Here is a 26507-nt window from a genome sequence, read left to right as displayed (position 1 = left end):
TCCAGACACGGCCCATCGCCCCCCCGGGGCTCGCGCCGAGTGGTTCCCGGCGCGGGCCCCGGAGGCATGACGATGGCTCGCATTGGTATGGACCTGACACGTCGAGGGGTCTACGCTCTGCTCCAACCACGATGAGAGCGCTCTCAGCTTGCGGTTGTTCCACCCCACCTCGCTGGAACGACGAAGGGCAACTCCTGTGAGACGTAACGGACTCAAGCGCGCCGGCCTGGCCGCCCTGCTCATGCTGGGCAGCTGGGCCACCGCCGGAACACTGCCGGCCTCGGCCACGGACTCCCCCACCCCTGCCGCCGCCCCCTCCACCTCCGCCGGCCTGATCGAGGCGATGCAGCGGGACCTGGGCCTGTCACCGTCCCGGGCCAAGGCACGCCTGGCGGCCGAGCACACCGCGACAACCCTCGAACCGAAGGCGCGCCGGGCCGCCGGCTCTGCCTACGGCGGCTCGTGGTTCGACGCCGGCAGCGGACGGCTGACCGTGGCCGTCACCCGGGACGCCTCCCCGGCGACACTACGGGCCGTCCGCTCCACCGGAGCCGCGGTCCGCACCGTGGAGCACAGCGCGAAACAGCTCGCCGCCGCCAAGAACCGTATGGACGGACTGACCGCCCCCTCGGGTGTCAGCAGCTGGCATGTCGATCCGGCCGCCGGCTCGGTCGTCGTGAACGTCGTCGGAGAGAGGCGCTCCGACAACGATGTCCAGACGTTCCTCTCCCGGGCCCGCGATGCCGGGCCCGTCACCGTGCGGACCGTCGCGTCCGCCCCGCAGACCTTCGCCGCGGGCACCGTCGGCGGTGACCCGTACTACACGGGCAACGTCCGCTGCTCCATAGGCTTCTCGGTGTACGGCGGATTCGTCACCGCCGGACACTGCGGGCAGCCCGGCGCCGGAGTCAGCGGCTGGGACCGCTCCTACGTCGGAACGTTCCAGGGTTCCTCCTTCCCCGACAACGACTACGCCTGGGTCAGTGTGGGCAGCGGCTGGTGGACGGTGCCGGTGGTGCTCGGCTGGGGCACCGTGCCGGACCAGCTCGTGCGGGGTTCGGCCGCGGCGCCGATCGGCTCCTCGATCTGCCGCTCCGGTTCCACCACCCACTGGCACTGCGGCACCGTGCTGGCCAAGAACGAGACCGTGAACTACAGCCAGGGCGCGGTGCACCAGATGACGAAGACCAGCGTCTGCGCGGAGCCGGGCGACTCGGGCGGCTCCTTCATCAGCGGCGACCAGGCCCAGGGGGTCACCTCGGGAGGCTGGGGCAACTGTTCGTCCGGCGGGGAGACCTGGTTCCAGCCGGTCAACGAGATCCTCAGCCGCTACGGGCTGACGCTGCACACGACCTGACCCGGGCCACGTCCCGGTGGTTCCGCCACGGCGACGTGGCGGAACCACCGGTCGCGGCACGTTCCGCCGCGGGGAAGCGCCGGAGCCGTGCTCAGGCCGAGGGCTGGGTGAAGCGGATGCTGTTGCCGAAGGGGTCGCGCAGGCCGCAGTCGATGCCGTACGGGCGCTCGGTGGGTTCCTCGGTGAACTCGACGCCCCGGCCCAGCAGGGTGTCGTACGTCTTGCGGCAGTCGTCCGTGCTGAAGATGAGGTGGCCGCCCATGGCTCCCTTCGTCACCAGTTCGCGGACCTGCTGTGCCGTCTCCTCGGACATGGCCGGGGGCCCGGGCTTCTCCAGCAGGATCTGGCGGTCGGGGTGACCGGAGACGTTGACGGTCAGCCAGCGCATGAAGCCCAGGTCGACATCGGCGTTGACCTCGAGGCCGAGCTTGCCGACGTAGAAGTCGAGGGCCTCGTCCTGGTCGAGGACGTAAATCTGCGAGTGCGTGATGGCGGTGAACATGTGCTTCACGCTACCGAGCCGACCGGCGGAAAACTTGTCCAAAACTGCTCAGTCGGGGCGGCGAAGCGGCCGGGGCGGTCCGCGCGTGATCAGGCGCTCGGCCGCGTCCACGCCATCGTGAAGCACGTCGGTACGGCCGTGGCCACCGCCCCCTTGCGGTACGCCCTCGGCGACCGGCCGACGATGTCGCGGAACGTGCGGCTGAAGGTTCCCGGGCTGCCGAAGCCGACCTCGAAGCAGATGTCCGTCACCCTCCGGTCGGTCTCGCGCAGCAGGAACATCGCGCGCTCGACCCGGCGGCGTTGCAGGTAGCGGTGGGGTGTCTCGCCGAACGTGGCCCGGAAGGTGCGGGTGAAGTGCGCCTCCGAGACGTGGGCGATCCGGGCCAGGGCCGGGACGTCCAGCGGCTGGGCGTAGGAGCGGTCCATCGCGTCCCTCGCCCTCAGCATGCGGCGGTTGGTGTCCTCTGCGGCGCGGCTCACCGCACCATCCCACCACGCCCGCCCGCCCCCGGTGACCTGTCTGGTGACCGAGGCGCTCAGCGCCTTCGGCCGCACCGGTACAGCCCCTCTCAGCGTCACCGCCGTACCCCACGAGGCAACCGTCAGGCAGCCGTGCCCAGCGCCGCGCGTCCCGTGAGGTCGCCCGGCCGCGTCGGCACGGCGACCGCCCGCGGGTGTCGACGGCCGCGGGCGACGAAGCCCGCGCCGATCGTGCCGGCGATGAGCAGGCCGCCACTCACCAGAGCCCCGCGTGCCCCGGCCAGCTCCATCAGCAGACCCAGCGCCGGCGGACCACCGAGGCCCCACACCGTGCCGATGCTGCCCCACACACCCAGCACTCGTCCCCGCAGGTGAGCGGGCGGGTCGGTCTGCAGGACGGCCGTCCCGGCGGTGTCGGAGAGGGACTCCACCACAGCCATGGGCAGGACGAGGACCAGCAGCACGGCCAGCGACGGTGACAGCCCCGCCGCCACCTGGAGCAGCGCTCCCCCGGCCGCCAGTGCGCCCACGAGCCGGACGGAGGGGCGGCGCAGCCGCGCGCCGAGAACCGCGCCGAGGATGCCGCCGACCGCGAGGACGGTGGAGACGGTGCCGAACGATCCCGCGCTGCCCGCGAGGGGTCCGGTGACGAGCACGGCGAGGGTGAGTCCGTAGTTGCGTCCGAAGACGGCGCTGATACCGGTGACGGCGGCGAGCGCGACCAGGCGGGGCCTGCGTGCGAAGAAGGACAACCCCTGCCGCACGGTCATCTCGTCATGCTTCCGGCGCCCCCGCTCCGCGCCGGAGCCGGCGTCCGCCCTCGGGGTGCGCCCGGGGGCGCCCTTCACCGGGCGCAGGAACGGGATGACCGAGGCCACGAAGAGGAACGACAGCCCGTTGGCCGCGTAGGCGGCGGCCGTACCGAGGAAGCCCACGGTCACGCCGGCCAGGGCCGTACCGGCGAGCCGGCCCGCGTTGTGCACCAGCGCACCGACCCCGATGGCGGAGGGGACGTCCTCGACGGGAACGAGATCGTTGCCCAGCAGGGCACAGGCGGGGCCGTCCACAGTGGCGATCGTGCCGGTCACGGCGGCCAGCACCAGGAGAGTGGTCATGTCGAGCCGGTCCAGCGCCACGCACACGGCCGTCGCGGCGGCGACCGCGCCGAGGAGTGCCTGGCTGACGGCGGCCGTCACCCTGAGCGGCCACCGGTCGACGGCCGCGCCCCCCAGCAGGCTGACGAACAGGGCCGGGGCGGCCTGGACGGACATCGACAGGCCGGTCGCGGCGGCGGAGCCGGTGATCTGGAGGACCAGCAGGTTCTGCACCGTGAGCTGCATCCAGGTGCCGGCGTTCGACACGAAGTTCGCGAGGGACCACCAGCGCATGCTGCGGTGTCTCAGGGAGCGCCACGGCGAACGGGACGCCTCCGGCGAGGAAGCCGGGGCACTGTTCGGGGCAGGGGTGGACGCGGAAACGGGGACGGAAGGCATGGGCGCGGTATCCGAACGGCGAGGCGGGACATCAGGCAGGCGGCGAAACCGAGGAACGCCGGCTGCGCTGCGCGGCCACTCCACCAAGTCGGTTACAGCGCGGTCCATGCTGGCAGACGGGACGGATGAGTCGAAGCCGGTCGGGCCCCCAGGACTGCCGTCGGTGCGGGAAGTACGCCTGCGGGGCGGCTACTTGTGCGCCGAGTGCGGTTGCTCACAGAGGCCGGCGCCTCATCGCGCCATCTGTCCGCGTCGGGACGTCGTAGCCGGGCCGCCGCGCGCCGCCGTGCTGTGTTCACCGGCTGAAGCCTGACTGTCCGGGTCTGCGGCTTCGTGCGCGGGCCGCCGACGGCGGCAGCGGCCGCGGCGCGGACCGCACCGCCGTCTGCCGCGCCCGTCGGTGGTCCACGCCGCGGGCGGCCCCTCCCGCGGCGTGGAGAACGGTCGTCTCGGCCGCAGGTGTCCTGCCTTCCGGTGATGTACGGGGTCAGGATCGTGCCTCACCTGCTCACCTCGTCCGTCACCGCCTCCGCGGGCAGGTGGGCGTGCGGCGGGTCGGCAGGGACGTGGACCGACACCCTCGCGCCCGGAGCGGGAAGCGCGAAGATTTCCCGCGCCTCCCGGCGCCCCGCGCGAGCCCGCCGATGAGTGCGAATGGGCAGGTCAAGCATGCTTTTTGGGGAGCGGGCCGACGCGGCCCCGGACGTCATCGCGCACCGGTACTCCGCACACCAGGGATTAACGTGTGAAAGGTACTGAGACGGGAACTCCGTGCGGGTGTCGTCGAGAAAACGGCGGCCGTCTGAGGGTCCCGTGACACAGCGCGACCCGGATGTCCTGATCGTTGATCTCCATCACGAACCTCTTGTGTCGCACCGCCCCTCCGCGCGCCTGCTCCGGCGCCCGCGTGTGCGCCGAAGGACTTCCTATGACTGATCCGACTCCCCTCGCGCCCTGGCGTCGTGCGCTGGTGACCGGCGGCGCCGGTTTCCTGGGCAGCCACCTGTGCGAGCGCCTGCTGGATTCGGGCGCCGAAGTCGACTGCGCGGACAACCTGCTGTCCGGATCGCGCGAGAACATCGCCCACCTGGAAGGCCGCGCCGGTTTCCGGTTCGTCGAGTGCGACATCTCCTCGCCCGAGTGTCCACACCTTCTGACGGGCCCCTACGACCTGGTCCTGCACTTCGCCTGCTGCGCCTCCCCCGTCGACTACCTCCGGCTGCCGCTGGAGACGCTCGACGCGGGCAGCCTGGGCACCCGCAACGTGCTGGCCGTGGCGGAGCGGGACCAGGCGCGCTTCCTGCTGGCCTCCACGTCCGAGGTCTACGGCGACCCCCTCGTACACCCGCAGCGCGAGGACTACTGGGGCAACGTCAACCCCGTCGGTCCGCGCAGCGTGTACGACGAGTCCAAACGGTTCTCCGAGGCACTGGTGACCGCCCATGTCCGCACGCGCGGCGCGGACGCCGGCATCGTGCGCCTGTTCAACACCTACGGCCCGCGCATGCGCGCCCACGACGGCCGTGCCGTGCCCACCTTCGTCTGCCAGGCACTGGCCGGCGAGCCGCTGACCGTGGCGGGAGACGGCAGCCAGACCCGGTCCCTGTGCTACGTGGACGACACGGTCGAGGGTGTCCTCCTGGTGGCCTCCAGCCGCTCGGTCCGCCCGGTGAACATCGGCGGAAGCGACGAGGTCACGGTCGGGGACATCGCCCGCCGTGTGGTGGAGCTGACGGGTTCCTCCTCGCGCATCGAGTTCGTCGAGCGGCCCACCGACGATCCCCAGCGGCGCCGCCCGGACACCCGACTGGCCCGCGAGCTGCTCGGCTGGACCCCCAGGGTGCCCTGGGAGGAAGGGATCAAGCAGACGATCGCGTACTTCGCCACGGCCCGACCGACACGGCAACCGGCCCCGCAGCTCTGAGACGTCTCGCAGCCCGCCGCCATGGAGGCCCCGCATGCGTGTACTGGGAATCAACGCCCTCTTCCACGACCCCGCCGCCGCTCTGGTGGTGGACGGCAGAATCGTGGCCGCGGCGGAGGAGGAACGCTTCAGCCGGCGCAAGCACGGCAAACGGCCCGTCCCCTTCTCCGCCTGGGAACTGCCTGAGCTGTCCGCACGCTGGTGCCTGGACCAGGCCGGACTCGCACCCGCCGAGCTCGACGCGGTCGCCTACTCCTACGATCCCGAACTAGCCCGTCCGGCAGAGCAGTTGGGCCTGCACGACCCCTGGGACCACCTCCGTCAGGAGTACGCCCGCCGAGCCCCGGAGTTCCTGGCCGACGCGCTGCCCGGCCTCGATCCGGCCAAGGTCCGCTTCGTCGCGCACCACGTGGCCCACGCGGCCTCGGCCGGGCAGGCCTCCCCCCACCCGGACTGCGCCGTGCTCGTGCTCGACGGCCGCGGCGAGTGCGGCTCCCACCTCGCCGGCCGGTACGCGAACCGGGAGCTCAGCGTGCTGAGCGCACAGTCGCTGCCCGACTCCGTGGGGCTGTTCTACGAGGACCTCACCCAGCACCTCGGATTCCTGCGCAGCAGCGACGAGTTCAAGGTGATGGCGCTGGCGTCCTACGGCAGGCCGCGCTTCCTGGACCGTCTGCGCGCGTACGTGCACGCCGACGAGCACGGCGGATTCCGGGCCCGCCCGGTCCCCTGGTCGTCGCTGGTCCCGCCGCGGGCGGCGGGCGCCCCCTGGACACAGGACCACGCCGACGCGGCGGCCAGCGCCCAGGCGTGTCTGGAGGAGGTCGTGCTCGGCCTGGCGCGATGGCTGCACGACCGTACGGGCGAGGACGTGCTGACGCTCGCGGGTGGTGTGGCCCTCAACTGCGTGGCCAACACCCGGCTGCACAACGAAGGCCCCTTCCGCCGCGTCTGGGTCCAGCCCGCCGCCGGGGACGCGGGCACGGCACTGGGCGCCGCGCTGCACGTCGCCCACCAGAAGGAGACGGTGGAGGCCATGCCGACCGCCGCCCTGGGACGCGGCTGGAGCGACGCCGAACTCCGCGCCTGGCTGGAACAGGCGGCCGTCCCCTACGAGGAGCCCGACGACATCGCGGAGACCGTCGCCGCGGAGCTGGCCAGGGACGGCGTCGTGGCCTGGTTCCAGGGGCGCAGCGAGTTCGGCCCCCGGGCGCTCGGCCACCGCTCGCTGCTGGCCCACCCCGGCCGCGCCGAGAACCTGGAACGCCTCAACGCCGTGAAGGGCCGGGAGGAGTTCCGCCCGGTCGCCCCCATGGTCCTGGCCGAGCGGGCCGCGGAGCTCTTCGACGGCCCCCTGCCCAGTCCCTACATGCTGTTCGTGCACGAGGTCGCCGCGAAGTGGCGGGAGCGGATTCCGGCCGTCGTCCACGTGGACGGCACGGCCCGGATACAGACCGTGGACCGCGGGGCGGAACCGCTGGTGGCCCGGATGATCGACGGTTTCGAGCGTCGGACGGGCCTGCCCGTGGTGGTCAACACCAGCCTCAACACCGCCGGCCGGCCGATGGTCGACGACCCCCGGGACGCCCTGGAGTGCTTCGGGTCGGCGCCGGTCGACCTGCTCGCCCTCGGGCCGTTCGCGATCCGGCGGAAGCAGGTGTTCGCATGACCGCCACTCTCGCCGGCCCTGTCGTACCGACGGCGCCGCACGACGGCGATCCGGGCCTGGCATGTGTCCGGCCCGGCGCCCGGCCCGCCCCGGACCCGCACGTCACGGCCTTTCGGCCGCGGGCGCGGGGGCGAGGAGGCCGGTCGTGAAGGCGCTGGTCGTACGACTCGACAGCTTCGGCGACGTGCTGCTCGCCGGCCCCGCCGTCCGGGCCGTCGCCGCGCACTGCTCCGAGGTGACGATGCTCTGCGGCCCGCTCGGCGAAGGCGCCGCCCGGCAGCTGCCCGGGGTCGACGAGGTGATCGTGTGGGCGGCGCCGTGGGAGGGAGTGGACGCGCCCGCGGTGCACGAGGCGGACGTCGACGGCCTGGTGCGGCAGGTGCGGTCGGCCGCGTTCGACGTGGCTCTCGTCCTCACCTCGTTCCATCAAAGTCCCTTGCCCACGGCCCTGTTGCTGCGGATGGCCGGCGTCGCACGGATCGGCGCCGACAGCGTCGACCACCCGGGCCGCCTGCTCGACGTACGGCATCGCCGGTGCCCCGGCCGCCACGAGGCCGAGGCCGCGCTCGACACGGCGGCCGCCCTGGGTTTCGTCCTGCCGCCCGGGGACGACGGCCGACCGCGCGTGCTCCCCCCGCCCGACACCATCGCGCTGACCGGCAACGGCCCGTACCTCGTCGTGCACCCCGGAGCCAGCGCGCCCGCCCGCGCCTGGAGCCCCGAACGCTGCGCCGAGGCCGTGTCCCTCCTCGCCGAACTGGGGCACCGCGTCGTGGTCACCGGAGGCCCCGGCGAGGCGGGACTCACCCGCCGGGTCAGCGGTGACACGGCGGTGGACCTCGGCGGCAGGACCACGCCACGCACTCTGGCGGGCGTCCTGCGGACGGCCGACGTGGTGGTGAGCGGCAACACCGGCCCCGCCCATCTGGCCGCGGCCGTCGGCACCCCGGTCGTGTCGCTGTTCGCGCCCGTCGTGCCGGCGGAGCGGTGGGCGCCGTACGGCGTGCCGAGCGTGCTCCTCGGCGACCAGAGCGCACCGTGCGCCGACAGCCGGGCCCGGCACTGTCCCGTGCCCGGTCATCCGTGCCTCGACGAGGTCACGGGCCAGGACGTGGTGCGGGCGGTACAGAAACTCCTGAAGGAGAGCACATGAACGTCCTCGTCTGGCATGTGCACGGCTCCTGGCTGACGGCGTTCGTCCAGGGCCCGTACGACTTCCTCGTTCCGGTGACGCCCGACCGGGGGCCGGACGGGCAGGGGCGGGCCAGAACCTGGCAGTGGCCGCGGACCGTCCGGGAGCTGAGCCCCGGCGAACTGCGCGAGGCCGACATCGACCTCATGGTGCTGCAACGGCCGCACGAGCCGGAGCTGGCCCGGCGATGGACCGGCCGCCGCCCCGGCATCGACGTGCCGGCCGTGTACGTCGAGCACAACAGTCCGCACGAGACGGCCGTCGACACCCGCCACCCGCTGGCCGGCCGGAGCGACATCCCGCTCGTCCACGTCACCCACTTCAACCGCCTGATGTGGGACAACGGCCGGGCGCCGACCGAGGTGATCGAGCACGGCATCATCGACCCCGGGCAGCTGTGGACCGGCGAGGAGGCCCGCGCCGCCGTCGTGGTCAACGAGCCCGTGCGGCGCGGCCGTACCACCGGGACGGACCTGCTGCCCGGGTTCGCCCGCGCGGCACCGCTGGATGTCTTCGGCATGCGCACCGAGGGACTCGCGGAGCACCTGGGGCTGCCTGCCGGACGTTGCCGCGGCCGGGACCTGCCGCAGGGCGAGCTGCACCCGGCGATGGCCCGCTGTCGCCTGTACCTCCATCCCGTCCGCTGGACGTCGCTCGGGCTGTCGCTGCTGGAGGCGATGTTCCTGGGGATGCCCGTGGTGGCACTGGACACCACCGAGGTGCGGGAGGCGGTGCCGGAGGAGGCCGGGGTCGTCTCCAACCGGCTCGACGTGCTGGGGGACGCGGTCCGCCGGTTCGTCGCGGACCCCGCGTCGGCGCGGCCGGCAGGGGAGGCCGCTCGGGCAGCGGTACAGGCCCGCTACGGAGAGCGGCGTTTCCGGGACGACTGGGAACGCCTGATCAAGGAGGTCACCCGATGAGCCCCAGCCACCCCCCGGCCGGCCGCGTCGCCATGGTCTCCGAGCACGCCAGCCCCCTGGCGGAACTCGGCGGCCCGGACGCGGGCGGACAGAACGTGTACGTGGCTCAACTCGCCGGCCAGTTGGCCCGCCGCGGCCATGAGGTGGTCGTGTACACGCGCCGAGACGATCCCGGGCTGCCGGACCGGGTCACCACCCCCGAAGGGGTGAAGGTGGTGCTCGTGCCCGCAGGACCGCCCGCGCCGATACCCAAGGACGAACTGCTTCCGTACATGCCGGAGTTCGGTAGGTGGCTGGCGCGTGAGTGGGCGGCCGAGCCACCCGATGTGGTGCACGCCCACTTCTGGATGTCGGGGTTGGCGGCGGTGGACGGCGCCCGCGCCCTCGGGCTGCCGGTGGTGCAGACCTATCACGCGCTCGGCACCGTGAAGCGACGGCATCAGGGCGCCGCCGACACCAGCCCGCCCGAACGCGTCCGCATCGAGACTGCCGTGGGGCGTGAGTGCAGTGGCATCATCGCCACCTGCCAGGACGAGGTGGCCGAACTCGTGGCCATGGGCCTGTCACGCCGCCGTGTCTCCGTCGTCCCCTGCGGGGTCGACCCCGTGCGGTTCTCCCCGGTCGGCGACAACCGGCGGCCCCGACCCGCGCTCCGCCGGCTGCTCAGCGTCGGCCGGCTCGTTCCCCGCAAGGGCTACGACCGGGCGATCCGTGCCCTGGCCGACATCCCCGACGCCGAACTCCTCATCGCGGGCGGGCCCGAACCCGCCCTGCTCCTCGCGGAGCCGGAGGCCGAGCGGCTGTGGTCGCTCGCCGAGGAGTGCGGTGTGGCCGACCGGGTCCAGCTGCTGGGCGGGGTGAGCCGCGAGCGAATGCCGCGCCTGCTGTCCAGCGCGGACCTGGTGCTGTCCCTGCCCCGTTACGAGCCGTTCGGCATCGTCCCGGTCGAGGCCATGGCCTGCGGCGCGCCCGTGCTCGCCACCGCCGTCGGCGGTCAGCTCGACACCGTCGTGGACGACGTGACGGGTGTCCTCGTCCCGCCCGACGACGACCACGACATCGGCGGAACCGTCCGTCGTCTCCTCGACGACCCGGCCCGGCTCTCGCGCTACGGCGCCGCCGGCCGGCGGCGGGTGCTCGCCCGCTACACCTGGGACCGCGTGGCCGACGGGGTGACCCGGGCCTACAGCGCCGTCTCCACCGTCCCCTCGCTCTCTGGAGTCGCCCGATGAAACTCGCCACCGACGCCACGCACTGCGATGACCTGATGAAGGCCCTCGAAGGATTCCGGGAGGACGGCGCACCCGTGGTGCACAGGTGGGGCGTCGTCCTCGCCGACCGCCTCGCGGCCGGGGCCAGGCTCCTCGTCGCGGGCAACGGCGGAAGCGCGGCCCAGGCCCAGCATCTGACCGCCGAGCTCGTCGGCCGTTACCGGGACGACCGCCCGGCGTTCTCCGCGCTCGCGCTGCACGCCGACACCTCCGCCACCACCGCCATCGCCAACGACTACGGAGTGCGGGAGATCTTCGCCCGGCAGGTGGCCGCGCACGGCCGCGCCGGGGACGTCCTGATGCTGCTGTCCACCAGCGGCGCCAGTGCGAACCTCCTCGCCGCCGCCACCCAGGCGCAACGCCTCGGCCTGACCGTGTGGGCGCTGACCGGGCCGGCGCCCAACCCGCTGGGCGGAGCCGGTCACGAAGCCCTGTACGTGGACGCGGCAGCCGGCGCCACGGTCCAGGAACTGCACCTCGTGGCCGTACACATGCTGTGCGAGTCCTTCGACCTCGCCGTCGAACGGCAGGCGGCCGCGCGCCGGCGCCCCGCGGGCCGCTGGACGGCCATGGCGGGAGAGGGCGGCCTGTGAGCGCCCCGGCACCCCTGCTCGTCATCGGCGACGCACTGATCGACCACGACCTGAGCGGACGCGCGGAACGCCTGGCCCCGGACGCGCCCGTGCCGGTCGTCACCTCGATCCACCGCACCACGCGCCCGGGCGGAGCCGCTCTGGCGGCCTGCCTCGCCGCGGCCGACGGCAGACAGGTCACCCTCGTCACCGCGCTGGGCGACGACGAGGCCAGCGAAGCCCTGTGCAAGCTGCTGGCAGGCCGTGTGCACCTGGTCCGGCTGCCGCTGACCGGCGCCCTCTCCAGCAAGACCCGGGTCTTCGCGGAGGGCACGCCGATGCTGCGCCTGGACCACGGCGAGGGCCGGGCCCGTGAGCGCACGGCCGAAGCGTGCCGGGCGATCGCGGACGCCGGTGCCGTACTCGTCGCCGACTACGGCCGCGGCACCGCCGACGTGCTCCGTGACGCGCTGGCGGCCGCGGCCGGGCGGGTGCCCGTCGTCTGGGATCCGCACCCGCGCGGGGACGCCCCGGTGCCCGGCGCCCGGCTCGTCACCCCCTCGGCGGCCGAGGCGCGTGCCTTCGCCGACCGGCAGACAGGCGCCGGTGAAGCCTCGGCCGGCGGCGTCCTGCACTCCGCGGCCCGGGACGCCGGCACACTCGTCCACGTCTGGCGGGCCGCGTCCGTCGCCGTGACGCTGGGCGGCCGGGGCGCGCTCCTGTCGCACGGGGAGACACCCCTGCTCGTGCCCTCGCCGGCCACGGCGGACGGCGACGCCTGCGGGGCCGGAGACCGGTTCGCGGCAACCGCCGCCGGACACCTCGCGGACGGTGACCTCACCGAGACGGCCGTGCAGGCGGCCGTGCACGCCGCCACGCGCTACGTCGCCGAGGGAGGCGTCCGCACCCTCGCCGTGGACGCGGCCACGACCACCTCCCCACGTCCCCGGGCCGATGACGAGCCGATGGACGACGCCCTGCGGACGGCCGCCCGGGTACGGGCCGTGGGCGGGACCGTGGTCGCCGCCGGCGGCTGCTTCGACCTGCTGCACGCCGGCCATGTCGCCCTCCTGCAGGCCGCCCGCCGGACCGGCGACTGCCTGGTGGTGTGCGTCAACTCGGACGCGTCCGTACGCCGGCGCAAGGGCAGCGGCCGCCCACTCGTCCCGGTGGCCGACCGCGTCCGGGTACTGCTCGCCCTGGAGTGCGTCGACGCGGTCGCCGTGTTCGACGAGGACACCCCCGAGCGCCTGCTCGGCGAACTGCGTCCGCACATCTGGGCGAAGGGCGGCGACTACGCCGTGGCCCGGCTGCCGGAGGCGTCACTCGTGGAGAGCTGGGGCGGGCAGGTGGTCCTGTTCCCGTACCTGGACGGCCGCTCCACCACCGGTATAGCGGAGCGGGCGGCGTTGTCCCCCTGACCGGTGGGCCGGCCGGGCGGCCGATGCCTGGACAGTCCGCGACGGGCCCGAAAGACGGTGCGGGGGTTGTTGCGCCCGGCAGGCACCCGAGAACATAGTGGACATAACGGTCAGGATGCAGTCGGCTGCCGATCGCCCGCTCCAGGAGGCGCCTCTCCTCATGACTTCCGACCAGCCCTGCCGGACAGTCGGCAAGCCCCCCGCCCCGCTGCTGCTGAAAGCGTCCGCCCTGGACGGCCGGAGCCTGGGGGAAGTGACCTTCCTGACCTTGCGCGGCACCCTCGACGCCTCGAACGCCGAGGACTTCGCACAGGCCCTCGCCTCGCATCTCGCGCGAGCGGAGGCCACCGGCACCCACGCCGTGCTGGACATGGCGGAGGTCTCCCTGTCCAGCGCCGCCGCGGTCCGCGCGCTGGACCGGGTCACCCGGGGTCAGGCGGGCACGGGCCGGCCCCTGCTCATCGTGCAGCCGCGGCCGCACGTGCGGGAGGCCCTCCGTCTCGCGGGCCTGCCGGGCATCCGACTGCACCCCACGGTGGACTCCGCACTCGAAGCCCTCAGGGCCGGGACGACCAGGTTCGGACCCTCGGTCGCGCGCACGCAGCCCCCGCCCGCCCCGCACCCGCCCACACCTCCGGCGGCCGGGGACCCACACGCGGAACTGCGCGGACTGCGGGCCAAGGCACGCAGCGCGGCACGGATCGGGGTGGCCCAGGGCGTCCTGATGGAGCGGTACGGGCTGCCCGGACCGGAGACGGCCTTCGAACTGCTCAGCGGCGCCTCCCAGCACTGCAACGTGCCGGTCCGGGTGCTCGCCGCGGCGGTGGCGACGGCTCCGCCCCCGGTGGACGCGGCGACCGCGTGGCTCGGCCGCCACGTCCGCCCACCGGAACCCACGGCGCCCTTCCTCCGGACGGCCGGAGTCGCGCCCTCGGAACGGCGCAAGGTGCTCGACGCGGCGGCCCGCGAGGCCCTCGCGGTGACCGACGCCCATTCCGCCGATCTGCTGTTCGCCGAGGACACCCTCAACTCACTGGTGCTGGAGGCCAGGTGCAACCTCGGCGACACCTTCGCCGACGAGTTCGCCCAGGTCTCCGGCGTTCGGGCGCCGTGCACCGTCGCCCACTCGACCAGGCGACGGGTGGTCGTCGAGAACGTGCGCACGGACCCGGTCTTCGCCAGCCCGCGGATGCGGGAGGTACTGCTCGCCGAGGGCAGCCGCGCACTGCACAGCACGCCGGTGATCGACGGGCGGACGGGGCGCTGCGTGGGAGTGCTCTCCGTCCACTGGCCGTCGGAGGGCAGGTGGCTCTCCCCCACGCAGGAGCAGGCACTCCTCACCCTGGCCGAGGACGTGGCGACCTGGCACCACTGGTACCGGCGGAGCGTCGTCGCCGACGCCCTCGACCAACTCCACCACAGGGCCGCCGCCCACCGCCGACAACGGTGAGCGAAGCAAGGGCGCGAGACCGGTCGCATCACTCGTAGCGCTTCTCGGCTCGGCCGCCATGACGGCGCGTCAGGTCGCGGCCAAGTGCACCTCCTTCGCCGGGTTACCCAGCACGAACCTTTCACGAGGCCTTCAAGTGGGCTTCGTGGAACGGGATATGACGTCACCTCAGAAGCACAGGTATCGCGACGGGGCCGCGAAGCCGTAGCCCGGCCTGCCGCACCCCCGCACCTGCCTTGCCCCTCCGCACCCGCCTGAGACGTTCAGCCCTCAACCACCTCCCCTTCGGCGAACGATCAAGATGTTGAAGAAGTAATTTCTGTGATTTGAGGGGTTTTTGCATGTTTTCGCCCGATGCGGTCAACTTGGTTGTTGAGGCTCATTGGCCCAAACCGAGAGGGAGATGGTGGTATGCCTTCCACCGAAGACCGCATCGACGAGCTCACCGGAATCCAGGACGTCGATCTCGAAGCCGTACTCGACCCCGCCGAGGCCGACGGTGTCTTCCGTGACAGCAGGGAGTGCGCGGCCCTGGCCCTGTCCTCCGGGACGACCAGCCTGCTGCTGTCGCCGCCCACCCCCCGCCCGAAGAAGGGCTGAGGGGAGCGACGGGAGCAGGACCATGGAGCAGTCAGGCACTTCGACCCCCTTGGTGGGTACAGTGCACGACCTCGCTGCCGGCGTGGTCTCCGCCCTTCGCGGCGGGGACCACGTTCCGGTGGCAGGCCGCGCGGTGGTGGATGGCTGCCTGACGGCGGCCGTCCGCGTGGTGGGAGCGGATCTGCTCCTGCCGGACGTCCTCTTCCACACCTCCCCCGACCCCGGCGAACTCGCCGTGTTCCGGAAGGCCGTGGAGGCTTTCCCGCCCAGTGCCGACGCCGCCCCCGCCGTCCGGTGGAGCCACTGGGCCATGGGCCGAACCCTGCGCCGGTTCGAGCCGTCCTTCCCCGGCCGCGACGGCGACGGCGACGGCGACGAGCCCGCCGGAACCTGGCTCGACGAGGCGGACTGGAGGTCTCTGACGCATCAGCTCGCGGTGCTGGCCGCTCTCGCCCTGCCCGGCGAGGACTCCGCGGTCGCCCGCACCGCCCGGCACCGGCCGCTCGACGTGGCCAGAGGCTTCGTACGGGCGGTACGCCGCAGGGACTGGCAGCAGGCGGCGGGAGCCGCACGCTGGCTGACGCTGCTCGACGGGGTGCCGGACACCCTGGGGCTGGACACCGGACTCGACTTCGTCGAGCTGATGGGTAGTTCCGACCCGCGCGTCGCGCTCCAGGTGCAGGCGGCCCGGCTCCTCCGGGCAGGAGCACTCGTGTGACGGCGCCCCCCACCGGGGCCGCCCGCGAGGTGGAGGAAGGCGCCTTCGTCTGGCTGTCGGCACACCGGGACGAATTCACCCTGGGCGAGGACGCGTTGGCGCCCGACGGCCAGGTGAACGGCAGTTGGAAACCGCTCGGGGAACTCGCTCAGGTGTGTGCGAGCGTCCTGCCGCACACCCCGTCGTCGGACCCGGTACACGCCTGCGCCGACGATCTGCTGGCGTTCGCCTGGCGGCAGACCGGTCAGGGCGAGTTGTTCTTCCGCCTGCAGCGGTGCGAGCCCTTCGCCACGTATCCGCTGGAGGTCTACGGCGCGTTCGCCACCGCGGGCCTGCGGCACGCGGGCTACGAGGCGACCGCCGCCACCATGGCCCGCACCCGCGCCTGGCGGCTCACCGAACAGGATCCGACCCGGCGGCTCGGCGTGCTCGCCGCCGAGCGGCGCGCCGGCATCCGCCGGCCGGAGAACGCCTCCCGGACGCTGGGACGTACCTGGCTCGGCGGACTCCCGGAACCCTGGGCCTTCGAGCGTTTCTCCGGGTACGCGCTCACCCACGTGGTGTTCCACCTCACCGACTGGGGCCGCGCCCCGGACGGCATACCGGCGGACCTGGCGGCCTATCTCGCCCACTGGCTGCCGCCCTGGCTCGACACCTGCCTCGACGCCGGGATGTGGGACCTCAGCTGCGAACTGCTGGCCGTGGCGGCGAGTCTGCCGGGCTCGCCCGACCCTGCCGTGACGCGAGACGCCTGGGAACGGATCTCGGCGGCCCAGCGCACGTCGGGCGCACTCCCCGAGGAGCGACGGCCCCCAGGGGCAGCTCCGGGCGCCGATACAGGGGAAGCTCCGGGGTCGGGGCAGGACTTCACGCACTGCTACCACTCCACCCTGATGGCCGCCCTCGCCGCGGCTCTGACCCGCGGACGCCCGCACGCGCACCGCGAGGTCACCACGACCGGACCGGACACACGGAGCCGGTACGACGGACAGGGAGCGCTCGGATGACCGACACCCGACTGATCCACACCGTCGGCGTCCACGCCCTGGAGTGGCTGTGGTCCCATCGTGACGGATTCCGCCTGGAGCCGGACGTGGACCCCGAGGTGGGATTCCTGGAACGCTTCAAACCGGTCGGGGAACTGGCCCTGATCTGCAAGGTGTTGTTCCGCGAGGGAGTGGCCGGGGCACGCCAGGCCCAGTTGGCACGCCAACTGCTCGACCACGCCTGGCGGGAGACCCTGGACGGCGGCCGGATGCTCGTGCGCGGACAGCGCATCGAACCCGTCTCACCCATCCCGTTCGAGGTGTACCTGCCGTTCAGGGAACTGGGGTACAGCCAGCCCGAAGTGGAGCGGGCCGCGATCCTCAACCACCGGATCGACAGCTGGTCGGCCTTCGAGGTGACACCGACCCGGCGGCTCGGCCTGTCCGCGTTCCAGCGCCGCTTCGGCCTGTCCCCCCGCACCAGCGAGACCGAGGCCCTGGCACTGACCTGGCTGGCCCGCACCCCCGAACCCTGGACGGTCGAAGGGCACATCGCCTACGACATCACCCACGCCGTGTTCCACCTCACCGACTGGGGAGAGACCCCCGACGGCCTGCCGCCCCGACTCGCCGACTACCTCGCCCAGTGGCTGCCGGTCTGGATCGACGACTGGCTGGATCTGAAGCGCTGGGACCTGCTCGGCGAACTGCTCGTCGTCGACGCCTGCCTTCCCCGCCCCACGCTCGACGAACGCGCCTGGCACGCCTTCGCGGCGGCGCAGAGGGCCGACGGTGCGATGCCCGCCGTACGCACGATGCCCGAAGGGAACCCGGAGCAGGTGTTCGACCTCGTCTACCACCCGACGCTGGTCGCCGCCTTCGCCTCCGCGCTGGCCACATCCCGCGCGCTGACCGAGCTGACGCAGGCCGGTCCGTCATGACCGGCCGGGCCACGCCTCCCTGGCCGGGCGTCACCGGCGACACCGCGGACGCTTTCGTCCCGTACGGCGACCTGCCGGCGACGAGCCGGGACGACGAGGCCCTGGGGCGGCGGTTGGAGGACGCCGTCGACGCCGCTGACGCGCCGGACGTCGTCCTCGCCTTCTCCCGGCACGGCCACCGCACCCTGCGCTGGGGCGGCACCGCGCCACCGCCGCCGGTTCCGCGCCCGGAGTTGCGCTACGAACTGGGGTCGGCCTCCAAGACGTTCACCGGGCTGCTGCTGGCCCAGTTGATCAGACGCGGGCTCCTGTCGGGCGGCGAGACGGCCGTCGGCTGCCTCGACCCCGGCCGCTCGACCGGTCCGGCGCCCGTGACGCTCGCGCATCTCGTCACCCACACGTCGGGACTGCCCGCCCTGCCCGGCGACTTCTTCCCCCGGGCCCTGCCCGCCTGGCGCACCAACCCCTACGCGCGCTATCCGGCCGGGCGCGTGATCGACGCGTTCCTGCGCCACCGGCCACGGCACCGGCCCGGCACGCGGTGGCACTACTCGAACTTCGGTGTCGCGGTGCTCGGCCACGCCATCACCGGGGCGACCGGTACGGGGTGGGAGGAGCTCCTCGCCGGACACGTGCTGCGTCCGCTCGCGCTCAGCGACACCGGTACGCGCGCGCTGGGGCCGGGGGCCGACGCCGTCGGGCACCGCAAGGACGGCCGTACGCCCGTCCCCGCCTTCGACGCCGGCGGGTTCCGGGCCGCGGGTGCGGTCCGGGCCACCCCCCGCGACCTGCTCACCTTCCTGGAGGCCCACCTCGCCCCGCCTCCCGAGCCGCTGGCCGGGGCGCTGCTGTCCATGCACACCCCCGTCCTGCGGCGTGGGCTGGACCGGCGGCACGTGCACACGGTGGGCTGGTTCCGTCATCCCACCGACAGCGGGCCGATGTACTTCCACAGCGGGGCGACCCTGGGCCAGCAGGCGTTCCTGGGCTTCCGGCCCGACACGGGCAGCGCCGTGGCGGCCCTGTGCACCCGGCGGTTCCGGGCCCACGACCCGTTCGTGGCCACCGCCTACGCACTCCTCGCGGAGCAGTGACGTGGAGCGGGAGCACGTCACTGACCGGTCCCGTCCGGTCCAGTCCTGGCGCAGGAAGGGCTGAACAGCCTTGTGGGGTGCGGGAGTTGCCTCCCACACCCCACGGATTCCTACGGCCTGACAGTTACTGGACGCGCTGCCACAGCGCCGGGGTGCTGTCCGGCGACCAGGTGGCCTGGGCCTGGTGGGCCTGCAGGCACTGGTAGCTGACGCCCTCGATGGTCACCGTGTCCCCGACGCCGTAGACGCGACCGGTCGCCCACGTGCCCGTGGTCCCGTTCTCCTCCGGGGCGGCCGTACCGGCGGCGGTCGTCGTCAGGGTGAGACCGAAGTCGCTGAGGATCGGATTGACCGGCTGGTAGAAGGTCGTGCCGCCCCTCGTGCAGTCACCCGAGCCGCCGGACGTGACACCCTGCGCCTGCGAGCCCGCCAGGTAGGGGCCGCCGGAGTCCCCGGGTTCGGCGCACACCGTGGTCCGGGTCAGGCCGTTCACGGTGCCCTCTTCGTAGGTGACACTCGTGTTGTGCTGCTGGATCGTTCCGCAGTGCCATCCGGTGGTCGAGCCGGAGCGGCATACCGAGGCCCCGACGAGCGCCTGCACCGAGCCGGCGACCTGCACCGTCTGGCCGCCCTCCCCTCGCACCTGAGGAGTGGCGGTCCAGTCACTGTTGACGCCCACCCAGGACATGTCCTTGCCGGGGAAGGTGGATGCCTGGAACGTCCCCTGGTCGGCCTGGTTGAAGCCGGTGGTCGTGTCGCCGGCCGTGCCGCAGTGGCCCGCCGAGGCGAAACCCTGCTGCTCGCCCTTGGTGACGGAGAAGCCGACGGAACACCGCGCGGTGTCGTTGATGTAGTAGGCGTCTCCGCCGACGATGTCCTCCATCAGGCGCGGCCGCTCGGCCGACACCCGGACGGCCAGGTCCCGTCCCTCGACGCCGGCGGCCTTGATGAAGGAGGCCGCGGCCGACTTGCTCGTGGCCTGGACCACGACCCGGTTCTTGCGCACGTCGACGTACCAGACCGGGCTGTCCGGCGTGTGGACACGGCCGGCCGCCTTGTCCAGCTTGTCCTGGAGGGACTGGAGTCCGCTCAGTGCCGTCCTGACGACCGTGGCCTTCGCGCCCTCGGCCTGGATGGCGGGCACGTCCGCGGCGTCGGTGGTGGCGACGTTCAGATCGGCGGAGGTCGCGCCACTCACCCAGGCACCGGCGAACCGGCCGCCCAACGCGTTGTGGAGGCGGCCCGCACGGGTGCCCGCCTCGGCCTCGTTGGCCAGCCGTGCGGTCACCTGCCCGGGCGTCAGCCGCAGGTCGCGCTGCAGGGCGCGCAGCATCTCCGGTGACGGTTCGCCGGCGCCGACCGTCCGGGCGGCGGGCACGGTGTCCTGGGTGTGCGGCGGCTCGGCCGCCGCGGCCGAGTGGACGCCGGTGAGTACGAGGGCGCTCAGAGCGGTCACAGCGGCGCGGCGTCTGCCGGCGGCGTGTCTGCCGACCATGCGGTGTACCTCCTTGGATGACGGATCAGGCTGTGGCCAGGCCTTGCCCGGACGGCCCGAAGCGATGCCGACGGAGGGGGTGTTTCGCGCGATGGGGGACGTGCGGGCTGCCATGTGCAGTACACGGGCAGGGCCCGGGCGGCGCGGCGCCACGCCTCTCGGTCACCGCGGAGTGCGCGTCCGAAGCCGGCGCGGACCCGGGCCTGTGTGATGGCCGGTCAGCACCCCGCGCGGCGTACTCACCCGGAAACGGGCGGACTACCTGAGCCCCGGGGGGTGCAGGTAGTCCGGTATCGCGCCAAGGGGTGAGGACGGTGGGTCAGTCCCGGTTCAGCACCCCTTCGAGGGCTTCCCTCAGGGCCGCCGCCGGATCGGCCGACGGCCCTTCGGACCGCCAGGCGACGAACCCGTCGGGGCGGACCAGCACCGCGCCGTCCGCGGTGACACCGTGGACCTCCGCCCAGTCCGTGCCGCTCTCGGGAGACAACTCCGCGTCGGGCCCGCCGCCGACACGGTAGGAGTCGAGGGGCACGGACAGTCGTCGTGCGACCTCCCCCGCCGCGGTGTGCCACCCGCCGGAACCGTCCGCGGAGCTCAGCAGCACCATGGACCGCTCGTACAGGTCCAGGGTGGAGATCCGGCCGTCGGCGCGGTTCAGCCACATGTGGGGCGCCCGGCTCCCGGGCTCGCCCGTCAGCCGCACGCCCTCGGGCACGACCGGCGTCGCGGGATCGGCACCCAGGACCGCGCCGCGCGGATAGCGGTAGCCCAACGCCACGTTGAGGATGCCGCCCTTCCTGCCGCCGGGGCCGCCGGCTCCGGGGCCGGGGGTGTACCCGGGGTGGCTGTGCTCGACCGACCGCGAGGATGCGCGTGCGCTGGTCGCCTCCGCGACCGGCCGGCGCTCCGCGTCGTAGCTCTCCAGCAGGCCCGGACCGGCCCAGCCGCCCAGCACGGCGGCCAGCTTCCAGGCCAGGTTGTGCGCGTCCTGGATGCCGGTGTTGGAGCCGAACGCCCCGGTGGGGGACATCTCGTGGGCCGAGTCGCCGGCGAGGAACACCCTGGAGTGCGCGTACCGTTCGGCGACCCTCTCGGCGGCGTGCCAGGCGGCTCTGCCGGTGATCCGTACGTCGAGGTCGGGCACCCCGATGGCCCGCCGGATGTGTTCGGTGCAGCGCTCGTCGGTGAACTCCTCCAGCGTCTCGCCGTCCTCCGGGTGCCAGGGAGCGTGGAACACCCAGTGCTCGCGGTTGTCGACCGGCAGGAGCGCCCCGTCGGCCTCCGGGTTGGTGAGATAGCAGACGATGAAGCGCCGGTCCCCGACCACCTCGGCGAGGCCGCGGGAGGTGAAGGTGATGCTCACGTTGTGGAACAGGTCGCCCGGGCCGCTCTGCCCGATGCCGAGTTCCTCACGGACGGGACTGCGCGGACCGTCCGCCGCGACGAGGTAGTCGGCGCGAATGGTGGTGTGCTCGCCGGTCTCCCGGCTCTTGACGTGCGCGGTCACCCCGTCGGAGTCCTGCTCGAACGACATCATCTCGGTGGAGAACCGCAGGTCTCCACCCAGCTCCCGGGCACTGCTGAGCAGTACCGGCTCGAGGTCGTTCTGGCTGCACAGGCACCATCCGCCGGGGCTGAAGCGGGCGAGCCCGCCACCGGGGTCGATCTCCTTGAACAGCCACTCGCCGACATCGCCCACCAGGCTCGGTGTCTGCAGGATGCCGTGGTTGTCGGCCAGGACCGACGCGGCCTCCTTGATGCGCTGCTCCACCCCGGCCGCCCGGAACAGCTCCATGGTGCGCACGTTGTTCCCGCGCCCGCGCGGATGGATCGAGGTGCCCGAGTGACGCTCCACGAGCGTGTGCGGCACGCCGAGGCGCCCGAGGAACAAGGACGTGGACAGGCCCACCAGAGAGCCGCCGACGATGAGGACGGGTGTGCGGTGGCCGGCCTCGCCGGTCTCTTCCCACCGGTTCATTGATTTCCTCCAGCGTCACCTGCGACGTGAGTCAGGGATGGGATGCAGGTTCCATGCCCTGTACGGACCGTTTCGCGCGCCCGGGGCACCCGGATGGCGCGCGGTTCACTCGTCCGGACCGTAGAGATCGCACGCACCGGCGCTTGCATCAACGATCGGCTCATGGCGACCCCGGTCTTTCGGACTCCGTGGTCGTTCACCGACCTTCCGTGAAACCAAAAGGAGAGGTGCGCCGGATGACCAACTCGGGACGCATATCGCAGTCGGCGTTCGACGGTTCCAGGCTGCGGGTGATCCTGCTGCTGGACCTGTACGAGGGAGCGCAGGAGCAGTTCCTCGACGCGTACGAGCTCATGCGCAGCCAGGTCGCGTCCGTCCCCGGACACATCAGTGACCAGCTCTGCCAGTCGATCGAGAACCCCTCGCAGTGGCTCATCACCAGCGAGTGGGAGAGTGCCCCGCCCTTCCTCGCCTGGGTGAACAGCGAGGAGCACGTCGAGACCGTACGGCCGATGCACAGCTGCGTCCGGGACACCCGGTCGATGCGCTACAGCATCCTCCGGGAGACCAGCCCCAGCCGGACGCAGGCGCCGGCGTCGGCGAAGGCGGGCATGCAGGTGAAGGCCCGGGTGGGCGACGGTGTGGCCCGCCACGCCCTCACGTTCACCGTCAAGCCGGGTTCGGAGTCGAAGGTCGCGGAGCTGCTGGCCGGCTACAAGTCGCCCAAGGCCCAGGTCGACGACAACACGCGGCTGCGCCGCACCTCGCTGTTCATGCACGGCAACCGCGTCGTTCGGGCCGTGGAGGTGGAGGGCGACCTTCTCGCCGCCCTGCGCCATGTCGCCCGTCAGCCCGAGGTGCGTGCGGTCGAGGAGGCCATCAACCCGTACCTGGAGCAGGACCGGGACCTGAGCGACCCCGACTCGGCGCGGGTGTTCTTCACCCGGGCGGCACTCCCCTCCGTCCACCATGTGGTGTCCGGCCGACCGGAACCCGACGGTCTGCGGCGTCACGCGCTGTACTACCCGGCCAAGGAAGGCCGCGGGATGGAGCTGGCGCGGCTGCTCGCCCATCAGGACGAGGCCGCGGCGGAGGACCCGAACAGCCCGGTGTACGGCAGCACCGTCTTCCAGCGCGACGACATCGTGGTGCGTCTCGTCGACATCACGGGCGAACTCGACGTCGACCCCGTCGCCTCGCTCGGCCTCAAGGGCCGTGACAAGGCCGCGGAACTGGAGCGTCTCCTGGACGGCGCCGCCATCGGCATCGAGGGCTCCCTGAAGTCGGACCGCAACATCAACCGGCTTCTGTCGCACGCCGACATGCTGCCGATCACCGACCGCAGTTCGGCGGATTCCTGACGGACAACCGTGGTGGTGTCCACAGCCCTCGCGTCCGGACACCCCTGCCACACCCGGAGGTATCAACCATGACCAAGCAGCATCCACGCATCGTGGATCTGAGCGAGACGGAACCCAACCGCCGGCGCGGAGGTGACCTGCGGGCCATGCTCACGCCCGCCACGGTCGGTTCCACGAGCGGCTTCATGGGGCTGGCGATCGTCCAGCCCGGTGAGCGCATCGGCGAGCACTACCACCCGTACTCCGAGGAGTTCGTGTTCGTCGTCGCGGGTGCCCTCGAGGTGGACCTCGACGGCACCACGCACGAACTCAGGTCCGAGCAGGGCCTGTTGATCCCGATCGACGTACGGCACCGGTTCCGCAACGTCGGCGACGTGGAAGCCCGCATGGTCTTCCACCTGGGGCCGCTCGCCCCGCGCCCGAGCCTCGGGCACGTCGACACGGAGGCGACCGACGACACCGTGCATGGCTCCGAGTTCGGCGTCGGCGGGCCGGACCTGACCGCGCCGCAGCACGGACGGCCGTCCGAGCGAAGTGGGGCCATAAGGTGACCCGGCGGGTGGCTGTCACCGGTGTCGGTGTGGTCGCTCCCGGCGGCATCGGAGCGACGGCGTTCTGGGATCTCCTCGCAGGCGGCCGTACCGCGACCCGTGGCATCACGCTGTTCGATCCGGCGGGGCTGCGCTCGCGCATAGCCGCCGAGTGCGACTTCGACCCGCTCGCCCACGGCCTGGAGCCGGAGCTGAGCGACCACGCCGACCGGTACATCCAGTTCGCCGCGGTCGCCGCCCAGGAGGCCGTACAGGACTCCGGACTCGACACCGGCCGGGAAGACCCCTGGCGCGTCGGCGTCTCGCTGGGCAGCGCGGTCGGCGGCACCACCCGCCTGGAGCACGACTACGTCCTGGTCAGCGAGGGCGGCCGGCGGTGGGACGTGGACCACCGCTCGGCCGACCCGAAGCTGCACCTGGCGTTCTCGCCGAGCACGCTCGCCTCCGTCGTCGCCGAACGCTTCGGCGCACAGGGCCCGGTGCAGACCGTCTCCACCGGCTGCACCTCCGGGCTCGACGCGGTCGGCTACGCCTTCCACACCATCGAGGAGGGCCGGGCCGACGTCTGCATCGCCGGCGCCTCGGACTCTCCGATATCGCCGATCACCATGGCCTGCTTCGACGCCATCAAGGCCACCTCACCCGACAACGACGACCCCGAGCACGCCTCACGGCCCTTCGACGCCAACCGCAACGGCTTCGTGATGGGCGAGGGCGCGGCGGTGCTCGTCCTCGAGGAGTACGAGCACGCCCGTGCCCGGGGCGCGCACATCTACTGCGAGATCAGCGGCTACGCCACCTACGGCAACGCCTACCACATGACCGGTCTGACCAGTGAGGGACTGGAGATGGCCCGGGCGATCGACACCACGCTCGACCAGGCCCGTCTCGACCCCACACTGATCGACTACGTCAACGCGCACGGCTCCGGCACCCGGCAGAACGACCGGCACGAGACCGCCGCCGTGAAGCGCTCCCTGGGCGCCCACGCCTACGACACGCCCATGAGCTCCATCAAATCCATGGTGGGACATTCACTCGGCGCGATCGGCGCGATCGAGGTGGTCGCCTGCGTCCTGGCCATCAAGCACCAGGCCGTACCGCCCACGGCGAACTACGAGACCCCCGACCCGGAGTGCGACCTGGACTACGTGCCGCGCACCGCACGCCCGCGGAAGCTGAGGAACGTGCTTTCCGTGGGCAGCGGATTCGGCGGCTTCCAATCCGCGGTGCTCCTGACCGGGCCGGGCGGGAGGACACGATGAGCACACAACGCCCCGGGCGCGCGGCCATCACCGGGATCGGTGTGATCGCGCCCAACGGAATGCGCGTCGACGCGTACTGGAAGTCGATCCGGGAAGGCCTCGGCGTCCTGGGCCGGATCACCCGCGAGGGATGCGAGCACCTGCCGCTCCGTGTCGCGGGCGAGGTCCCGGCCTTCGACGCCTCGGCCCTGATCGAGGAGACCTTCCTCGTCCAGACCGACCGGTTCAGCCACTTCGGCATGGCCGCCGCCGCACTCGCCTTCGACGACGCCGGTCTGGGCAGCGGTGACCCCGCGGAGCCGTACTCGATCGGCGTGGTCACCGCGGCAGGGTCCGGAGGCGGCGAGTTCGGCCAGCGCGAACTGCAGAAGCTGTGGGGCAAGGGATCCCGGTACGTGGGCCCGTACCAGTCCATCGCCTGGTTCTACGCCGCCAGCACCGGCCAGATCTCCATTCGCGGCGGCTTCAAGGGGCCGTGCGGGGTGGTCGCGAGCGACGAGGCGGGCGGCCTGGACGCCATCGCGCACGCGGCCCGGGCCGTACGGCGCGGAACCGGCACGATGATCGTCGGAGCCACCGAGGCACCCCTCGCCCCCTACTCGATGGTCTGCCAGCTCGGATACCCCGAACTCAGCACCGTCGACGACCCCGAGCGGGCCTACCGCCCCTTCACCGCCTCAGCCTGCGGCTTCGTGCCGGCGGAGGGCGGCGCCATGCTCGTGGTCGAGGACGAGGCCCGCGCCCGCGACCGCGGCGCGAGTGTCCGCGCCACCGTGGCCGGTCATTCCGCCACGTTCACCGGCGCCTCCCGCTGGGAGCGGTCCAGAGAAGGGCTCGCCCACGCGATCCGTGGCGCCCTCGACGAGGCGGGCTGCGCCCCGGAGGAGATCGACGTCGTGTTCGCCGACGCCCTCGGCGTACCGGAGGCGGACCGCGCCGAGGCGCTGGCCATCGCGGACGCCCTGGGGACGCACGGCACCCGGGTACCCATCACCGCCCCCAAGACCGGTACGGGGCGGGCCTACTGCGGAGCGCCCGTCCTGGACGTCGCCGCCGCGGTGCTCGCCATGGAACACGGACAGGTGCCCCCCACGCCCAACGTGTTCGACATCTGCCACGACCTCGATCTGGTCACGTCCCGCGCTCGCCCCGCCGAGCTGCGCACGGCCCTGGTCCTGAGCAGGGGACTGATGGGCTCCAACGCGGCGCTGGTAGTGCGCCGCGGTGGCGAATCCGCCCGGTAGGACCGGGCGGGAGAGGAGAAG

The 26507-nt window shown here is 72.7% G+C and carries 23 protein-coding genes; 18 read left to right on the top strand and 5 right to left on the bottom strand.

The window, feature by feature from the left end; translation table 11 throughout:
* Positions 1–196 precede the first annotated feature (196 nt).
* Positions 197–1357 carry a S1 family peptidase gene (locus OG985_RS41600; RefSeq protein ID WP_371673582.1) on the top strand — a complete coding sequence of 387 codons (1161 nt, stop codon included), beginning with the start codon at positions 197–199 and terminating at the stop codon, positions 1355–1357.
* A gap of 91 nt (positions 1358–1448) precedes the next feature.
* Here the strand turns inward: OG985_RS41600 and OG985_RS41595 are convergent, their stop codons facing one another.
* The 3 genes from OG985_RS41595 to OG985_RS41585 form a co-directional block, all read right to left on the bottom strand.
* On the bottom strand, positions 1449–1859 hold the full coding sequence (locus tag OG985_RS41595) for a VOC family protein (RefSeq protein ID WP_371673581.1): 411 nt from the start codon (positions 1857–1859) through the stop codon (positions 1449–1451).
* 89 nt (positions 1860–1948) lie between these two features.
* Positions 1949–2341, bottom strand: coding sequence for a helix-turn-helix domain-containing protein (locus OG985_RS41590; protein WP_371673580.1), 393 nt, complete (start codon positions 2339–2341; stop codon positions 1949–1951).
* Between the two features lie 122 nt (positions 2342–2463).
* On the bottom strand, positions 2464–3729 hold the full coding sequence (locus OG985_RS41585; RefSeq protein ID WP_371673579.1) for an MFS transporter: 1266 nt from the start codon (positions 3727–3729) through the stop codon (positions 2464–2466).
* A 1033-nt stretch (positions 3730–4762) separates the two neighbouring features.
* Here OG985_RS41585 and OG985_RS41580 point away from each other — a divergent pair.
* The 13 genes from OG985_RS41580 (at position 4763) to OG985_RS41520 (ending at position 18592) form a co-directional block, all read left to right on the top strand.
* The gene (locus OG985_RS41580; RefSeq protein ID WP_371673578.1) at positions 4763–5758 is read left to right on the top strand and encodes an NAD-dependent epimerase/dehydratase family protein; all 996 of its coding nucleotides are present in this window, start codon (positions 4763–4765) and stop codon (positions 5756–5758) included.
* 34 nt (positions 5759–5792) lie between these two features.
* On the top strand, positions 5793–7427 hold the full coding sequence (locus OG985_RS41575) for a carbamoyltransferase (RefSeq protein WP_371673577.1): 1635 nt from the start codon (positions 5793–5795) through the stop codon (positions 7425–7427).
* 145 nt (positions 7428–7572) lie between these two features.
* Complete coding sequence (locus tag OG985_RS41570) at positions 7573–8580, top strand: glycosyltransferase family 9 protein (RefSeq protein WP_371673576.1); 1008 nt, start codon at positions 7573–7575, stop codon at positions 8578–8580.
* A complete protein-coding gene (locus OG985_RS41565; RefSeq protein ID WP_371673575.1) occupies positions 8577–9539 on the top strand; it encodes a glycosyltransferase in 963 nt (320 codons plus the stop codon). The genes OG985_RS41570 and OG985_RS41565 overlap by 4 nt, the downstream gene beginning before the upstream one ends.
* Positions 9536–10771, top strand: a complete 1236-nt coding sequence (locus tag OG985_RS41560; protein WP_371673574.1) for a glycosyltransferase — start codon at positions 9536–9538, stop codon at positions 10769–10771. The genes OG985_RS41565 and OG985_RS41560 overlap by 4 nt, the downstream gene beginning before the upstream one ends.
* A complete protein-coding gene (locus OG985_RS41555; RefSeq protein ID WP_371673573.1) occupies positions 10768–11403 on the top strand; it encodes an SIS domain-containing protein in 636 nt (211 codons plus the stop codon). The genes OG985_RS41560 and OG985_RS41555 overlap by 4 nt, the downstream gene beginning before the upstream one ends.
* On the top strand, positions 11400–12803 hold the full coding sequence (locus OG985_RS41550) for a PfkB family carbohydrate kinase (RefSeq protein ID WP_371673572.1): 1404 nt from the start codon (positions 11400–11402) through the stop codon (positions 12801–12803). Before OG985_RS41555 ends, OG985_RS41550 begins: the two co-directional genes overlap by 4 nt.
* A gap of 160 nt (positions 12804–12963) precedes the next feature.
* Complete coding sequence (locus OG985_RS41545) at positions 12964–14253, top strand: ANTAR domain-containing protein (RefSeq protein ID WP_371673570.1); 1290 nt, start codon at positions 12964–12966, stop codon at positions 14251–14253.
* 411 nt (positions 14254–14664) lie between these two features.
* Positions 14665–14853, top strand: a complete 189-nt coding sequence (locus OG985_RS41540; RefSeq protein WP_371673569.1) for a hypothetical protein — start codon at positions 14665–14667, stop codon at positions 14851–14853.
* A gap of 22 nt (positions 14854–14875) precedes the next feature.
* A complete protein-coding gene (locus OG985_RS41535; protein WP_371673568.1) occupies positions 14876–15571 on the top strand; it encodes a hypothetical protein in 696 nt (231 codons plus the stop codon).
* Positions 15568–16578 carry a hypothetical protein gene (locus tag OG985_RS41530; RefSeq protein WP_371673567.1) on the top strand — a complete coding sequence of 337 codons (1011 nt, stop codon included), beginning with the start codon at positions 15568–15570 and terminating at the stop codon, positions 16576–16578. The genes OG985_RS41535 and OG985_RS41530 overlap by 4 nt, the downstream gene beginning before the upstream one ends.
* Entirely contained in the window at positions 16575–17498 is a 924-nt protein-coding gene (locus OG985_RS41525) for a hypothetical protein (RefSeq protein WP_371673566.1), read from the top strand. Before OG985_RS41530 ends, OG985_RS41525 begins: the two co-directional genes overlap by 4 nt.
* The gene (locus OG985_RS41520) at positions 17495–18592 is read left to right on the top strand and encodes a serine hydrolase domain-containing protein (RefSeq protein WP_371673565.1); all 1098 of its coding nucleotides are present in this window, start codon (positions 17495–17497) and stop codon (positions 18590–18592) included. Before OG985_RS41525 ends, OG985_RS41520 begins: the two co-directional genes overlap by 4 nt.
* A gap of 124 nt (positions 18593–18716) precedes the next feature.
* Here OG985_RS41520 and OG985_RS41515 read toward each other — a convergent pair whose 3' ends face one another.
* Together OG985_RS41515 and OG985_RS41510 are read right to left on the bottom strand one after the other, a co-directional pair.
* Positions 18717–20087: a carbohydrate-binding protein gene (locus OG985_RS41515; protein WP_371673564.1), complete on the bottom strand. Its 1371-nt coding sequence runs from the start codon at positions 20085–20087 to the stop codon at positions 18717–18719.
* Positions 20088–20406: 319 nt separating this feature from the next.
* Positions 20407–22065, bottom strand: coding sequence for an FAD-dependent oxidoreductase (locus OG985_RS41510; protein ID WP_371673562.1), 1659 nt, complete (start codon positions 22063–22065; stop codon positions 20407–20409).
* A 236-nt stretch (positions 22066–22301) separates the two neighbouring features.
* Between OG985_RS41510 and OG985_RS41505 the strand changes: the two genes are divergently transcribed.
* The 4 genes from OG985_RS41505 to OG985_RS41490 all read left to right on the top strand — a co-directional run bounded on the left by OG985_RS41505 (position 22302) and on the right by OG985_RS41490 (position 26486).
* Positions 22302–23426, top strand: coding sequence for a SchA/CurD-like domain-containing protein (locus OG985_RS41505; RefSeq protein ID WP_371673560.1), 1125 nt, complete (start codon positions 22302–22304; stop codon positions 23424–23426).
* A 68-nt stretch (positions 23427–23494) separates the two neighbouring features.
* Positions 23495–23977: a cupin domain-containing protein gene (locus tag OG985_RS41500; RefSeq protein WP_371673559.1), complete on the top strand. Its 483-nt coding sequence runs from the start codon at positions 23495–23497 to the stop codon at positions 23975–23977.
* Positions 23974–25242, top strand: coding sequence for a beta-ketoacyl synthase (locus OG985_RS41495; RefSeq protein ID WP_371673558.1), 1269 nt, complete (start codon positions 23974–23976; stop codon positions 25240–25242). The genes OG985_RS41500 and OG985_RS41495 overlap by 4 nt, the downstream gene beginning before the upstream one ends.
* On the top strand, positions 25239–26486 hold the full coding sequence (locus tag OG985_RS41490) for a ketosynthase chain-length factor (protein ID WP_371673557.1): 1248 nt from the start codon (positions 25239–25241) through the stop codon (positions 26484–26486). The genes OG985_RS41495 and OG985_RS41490 overlap by 4 nt, the downstream gene beginning before the upstream one ends.
* Positions 26487–26507: the final 21 nt, after the last annotated feature.

This window comes from Streptomyces sp. NBC_00289 (assembly GCF_041435115.1).
Lineage (GTDB): Bacteria > Actinomycetota > Actinomycetes > Streptomycetales > Streptomycetaceae > Streptomyces.
Note: the sequence above shows the minus strand (reverse complement) of the source record. Positions and strands in the feature narration are given on the sequence as shown.

Bases quoted from the DNA above. Each gene is read 5' to 3' on its own strand.
- OG985_RS41490 (WP_371673557.1), top strand. From the start codon at position 25,239: ATGAGCACACAACGCCCCGGGCGCGCGGCCATCACCGGGATCGGTGTG.
- OG985_RS41580 (WP_371673578.1), top strand. From the start codon at position 4,763: ATGACTGATCCGACTCCCCTCGCGCCCTGGCGTCGTGCGCTGGTGACC.
- OG985_RS41595 (WP_371673581.1), bottom strand. From the start codon at position 1,859: ATGTTCACCGCCATCACGCACTCGCAGATTTACGTCCTCGACCAGGAC.
- OG985_RS41515 (WP_371673564.1), bottom strand. From the start codon at position 20,087: ATGGTCGGCAGACACGCCGCCGGCAGACGCCGCGCCGCTGTGACCGCT.
- OG985_RS41500 (WP_371673559.1), top strand. From the start codon at position 23,495: ATGACCAAGCAGCATCCACGCATCGTGGATCTGAGCGAGACGGAACCC.
- OG985_RS41565 (WP_371673575.1), top strand. From the start codon at position 8,577: ATGAACGTCCTCGTCTGGCATGTGCACGGCTCCTGGCTGACGGCGTTC.
- OG985_RS41520 (WP_371673565.1), top strand. From the start codon at position 17,495: ATGACCGGCCGGGCCACGCCTCCCTGGCCGGGCGTCACCGGCGACACC.
- OG985_RS41525 (WP_371673566.1), top strand. From the start codon at position 16,575: ATGACCGACACCCGACTGATCCACACCGTCGGCGTCCACGCCCTGGAG.
- OG985_RS41505 (WP_371673560.1), top strand. From the start codon at position 22,302: ATGACCAACTCGGGACGCATATCGCAGTCGGCGTTCGACGGTTCCAGG.
- OG985_RS41535 (WP_371673568.1), top strand. From the start codon at position 14,876: ATGGAGCAGTCAGGCACTTCGACCCCCTTGGTGGGTACAGTGCACGAC.
- OG985_RS41575 (WP_371673577.1), top strand. From the start codon at position 5,793: ATGCGTGTACTGGGAATCAACGCCCTCTTCCACGACCCCGCCGCCGCT.
- OG985_RS41585 (WP_371673579.1), bottom strand. From the start codon at position 3,729: ATGCGCTGGTGGTCCCTCGCGAACTTCGTGTCGAACGCCGGCACCTGG.
- OG985_RS41555 (WP_371673573.1), top strand. From the start codon at position 10,768: ATGAAACTCGCCACCGACGCCACGCACTGCGATGACCTGATGAAGGCC.
- OG985_RS41540 (WP_371673569.1), top strand. From the start codon at position 14,665: ATGCCTTCCACCGAAGACCGCATCGACGAGCTCACCGGAATCCAGGAC.
- OG985_RS41545 (WP_371673570.1), top strand. From the start codon at position 12,964: ATGACTTCCGACCAGCCCTGCCGGACAGTCGGCAAGCCCCCCGCCCCG.
- OG985_RS41510 (WP_371673562.1), bottom strand. From the start codon at position 22,065: ATGAACCGGTGGGAAGAGACCGGCGAGGCCGGCCACCGCACACCCGTC.
- OG985_RS41560 (WP_371673574.1), top strand. From the start codon at position 9,536: ATGAGCCCCAGCCACCCCCCGGCCGGCCGCGTCGCCATGGTCTCCGAG.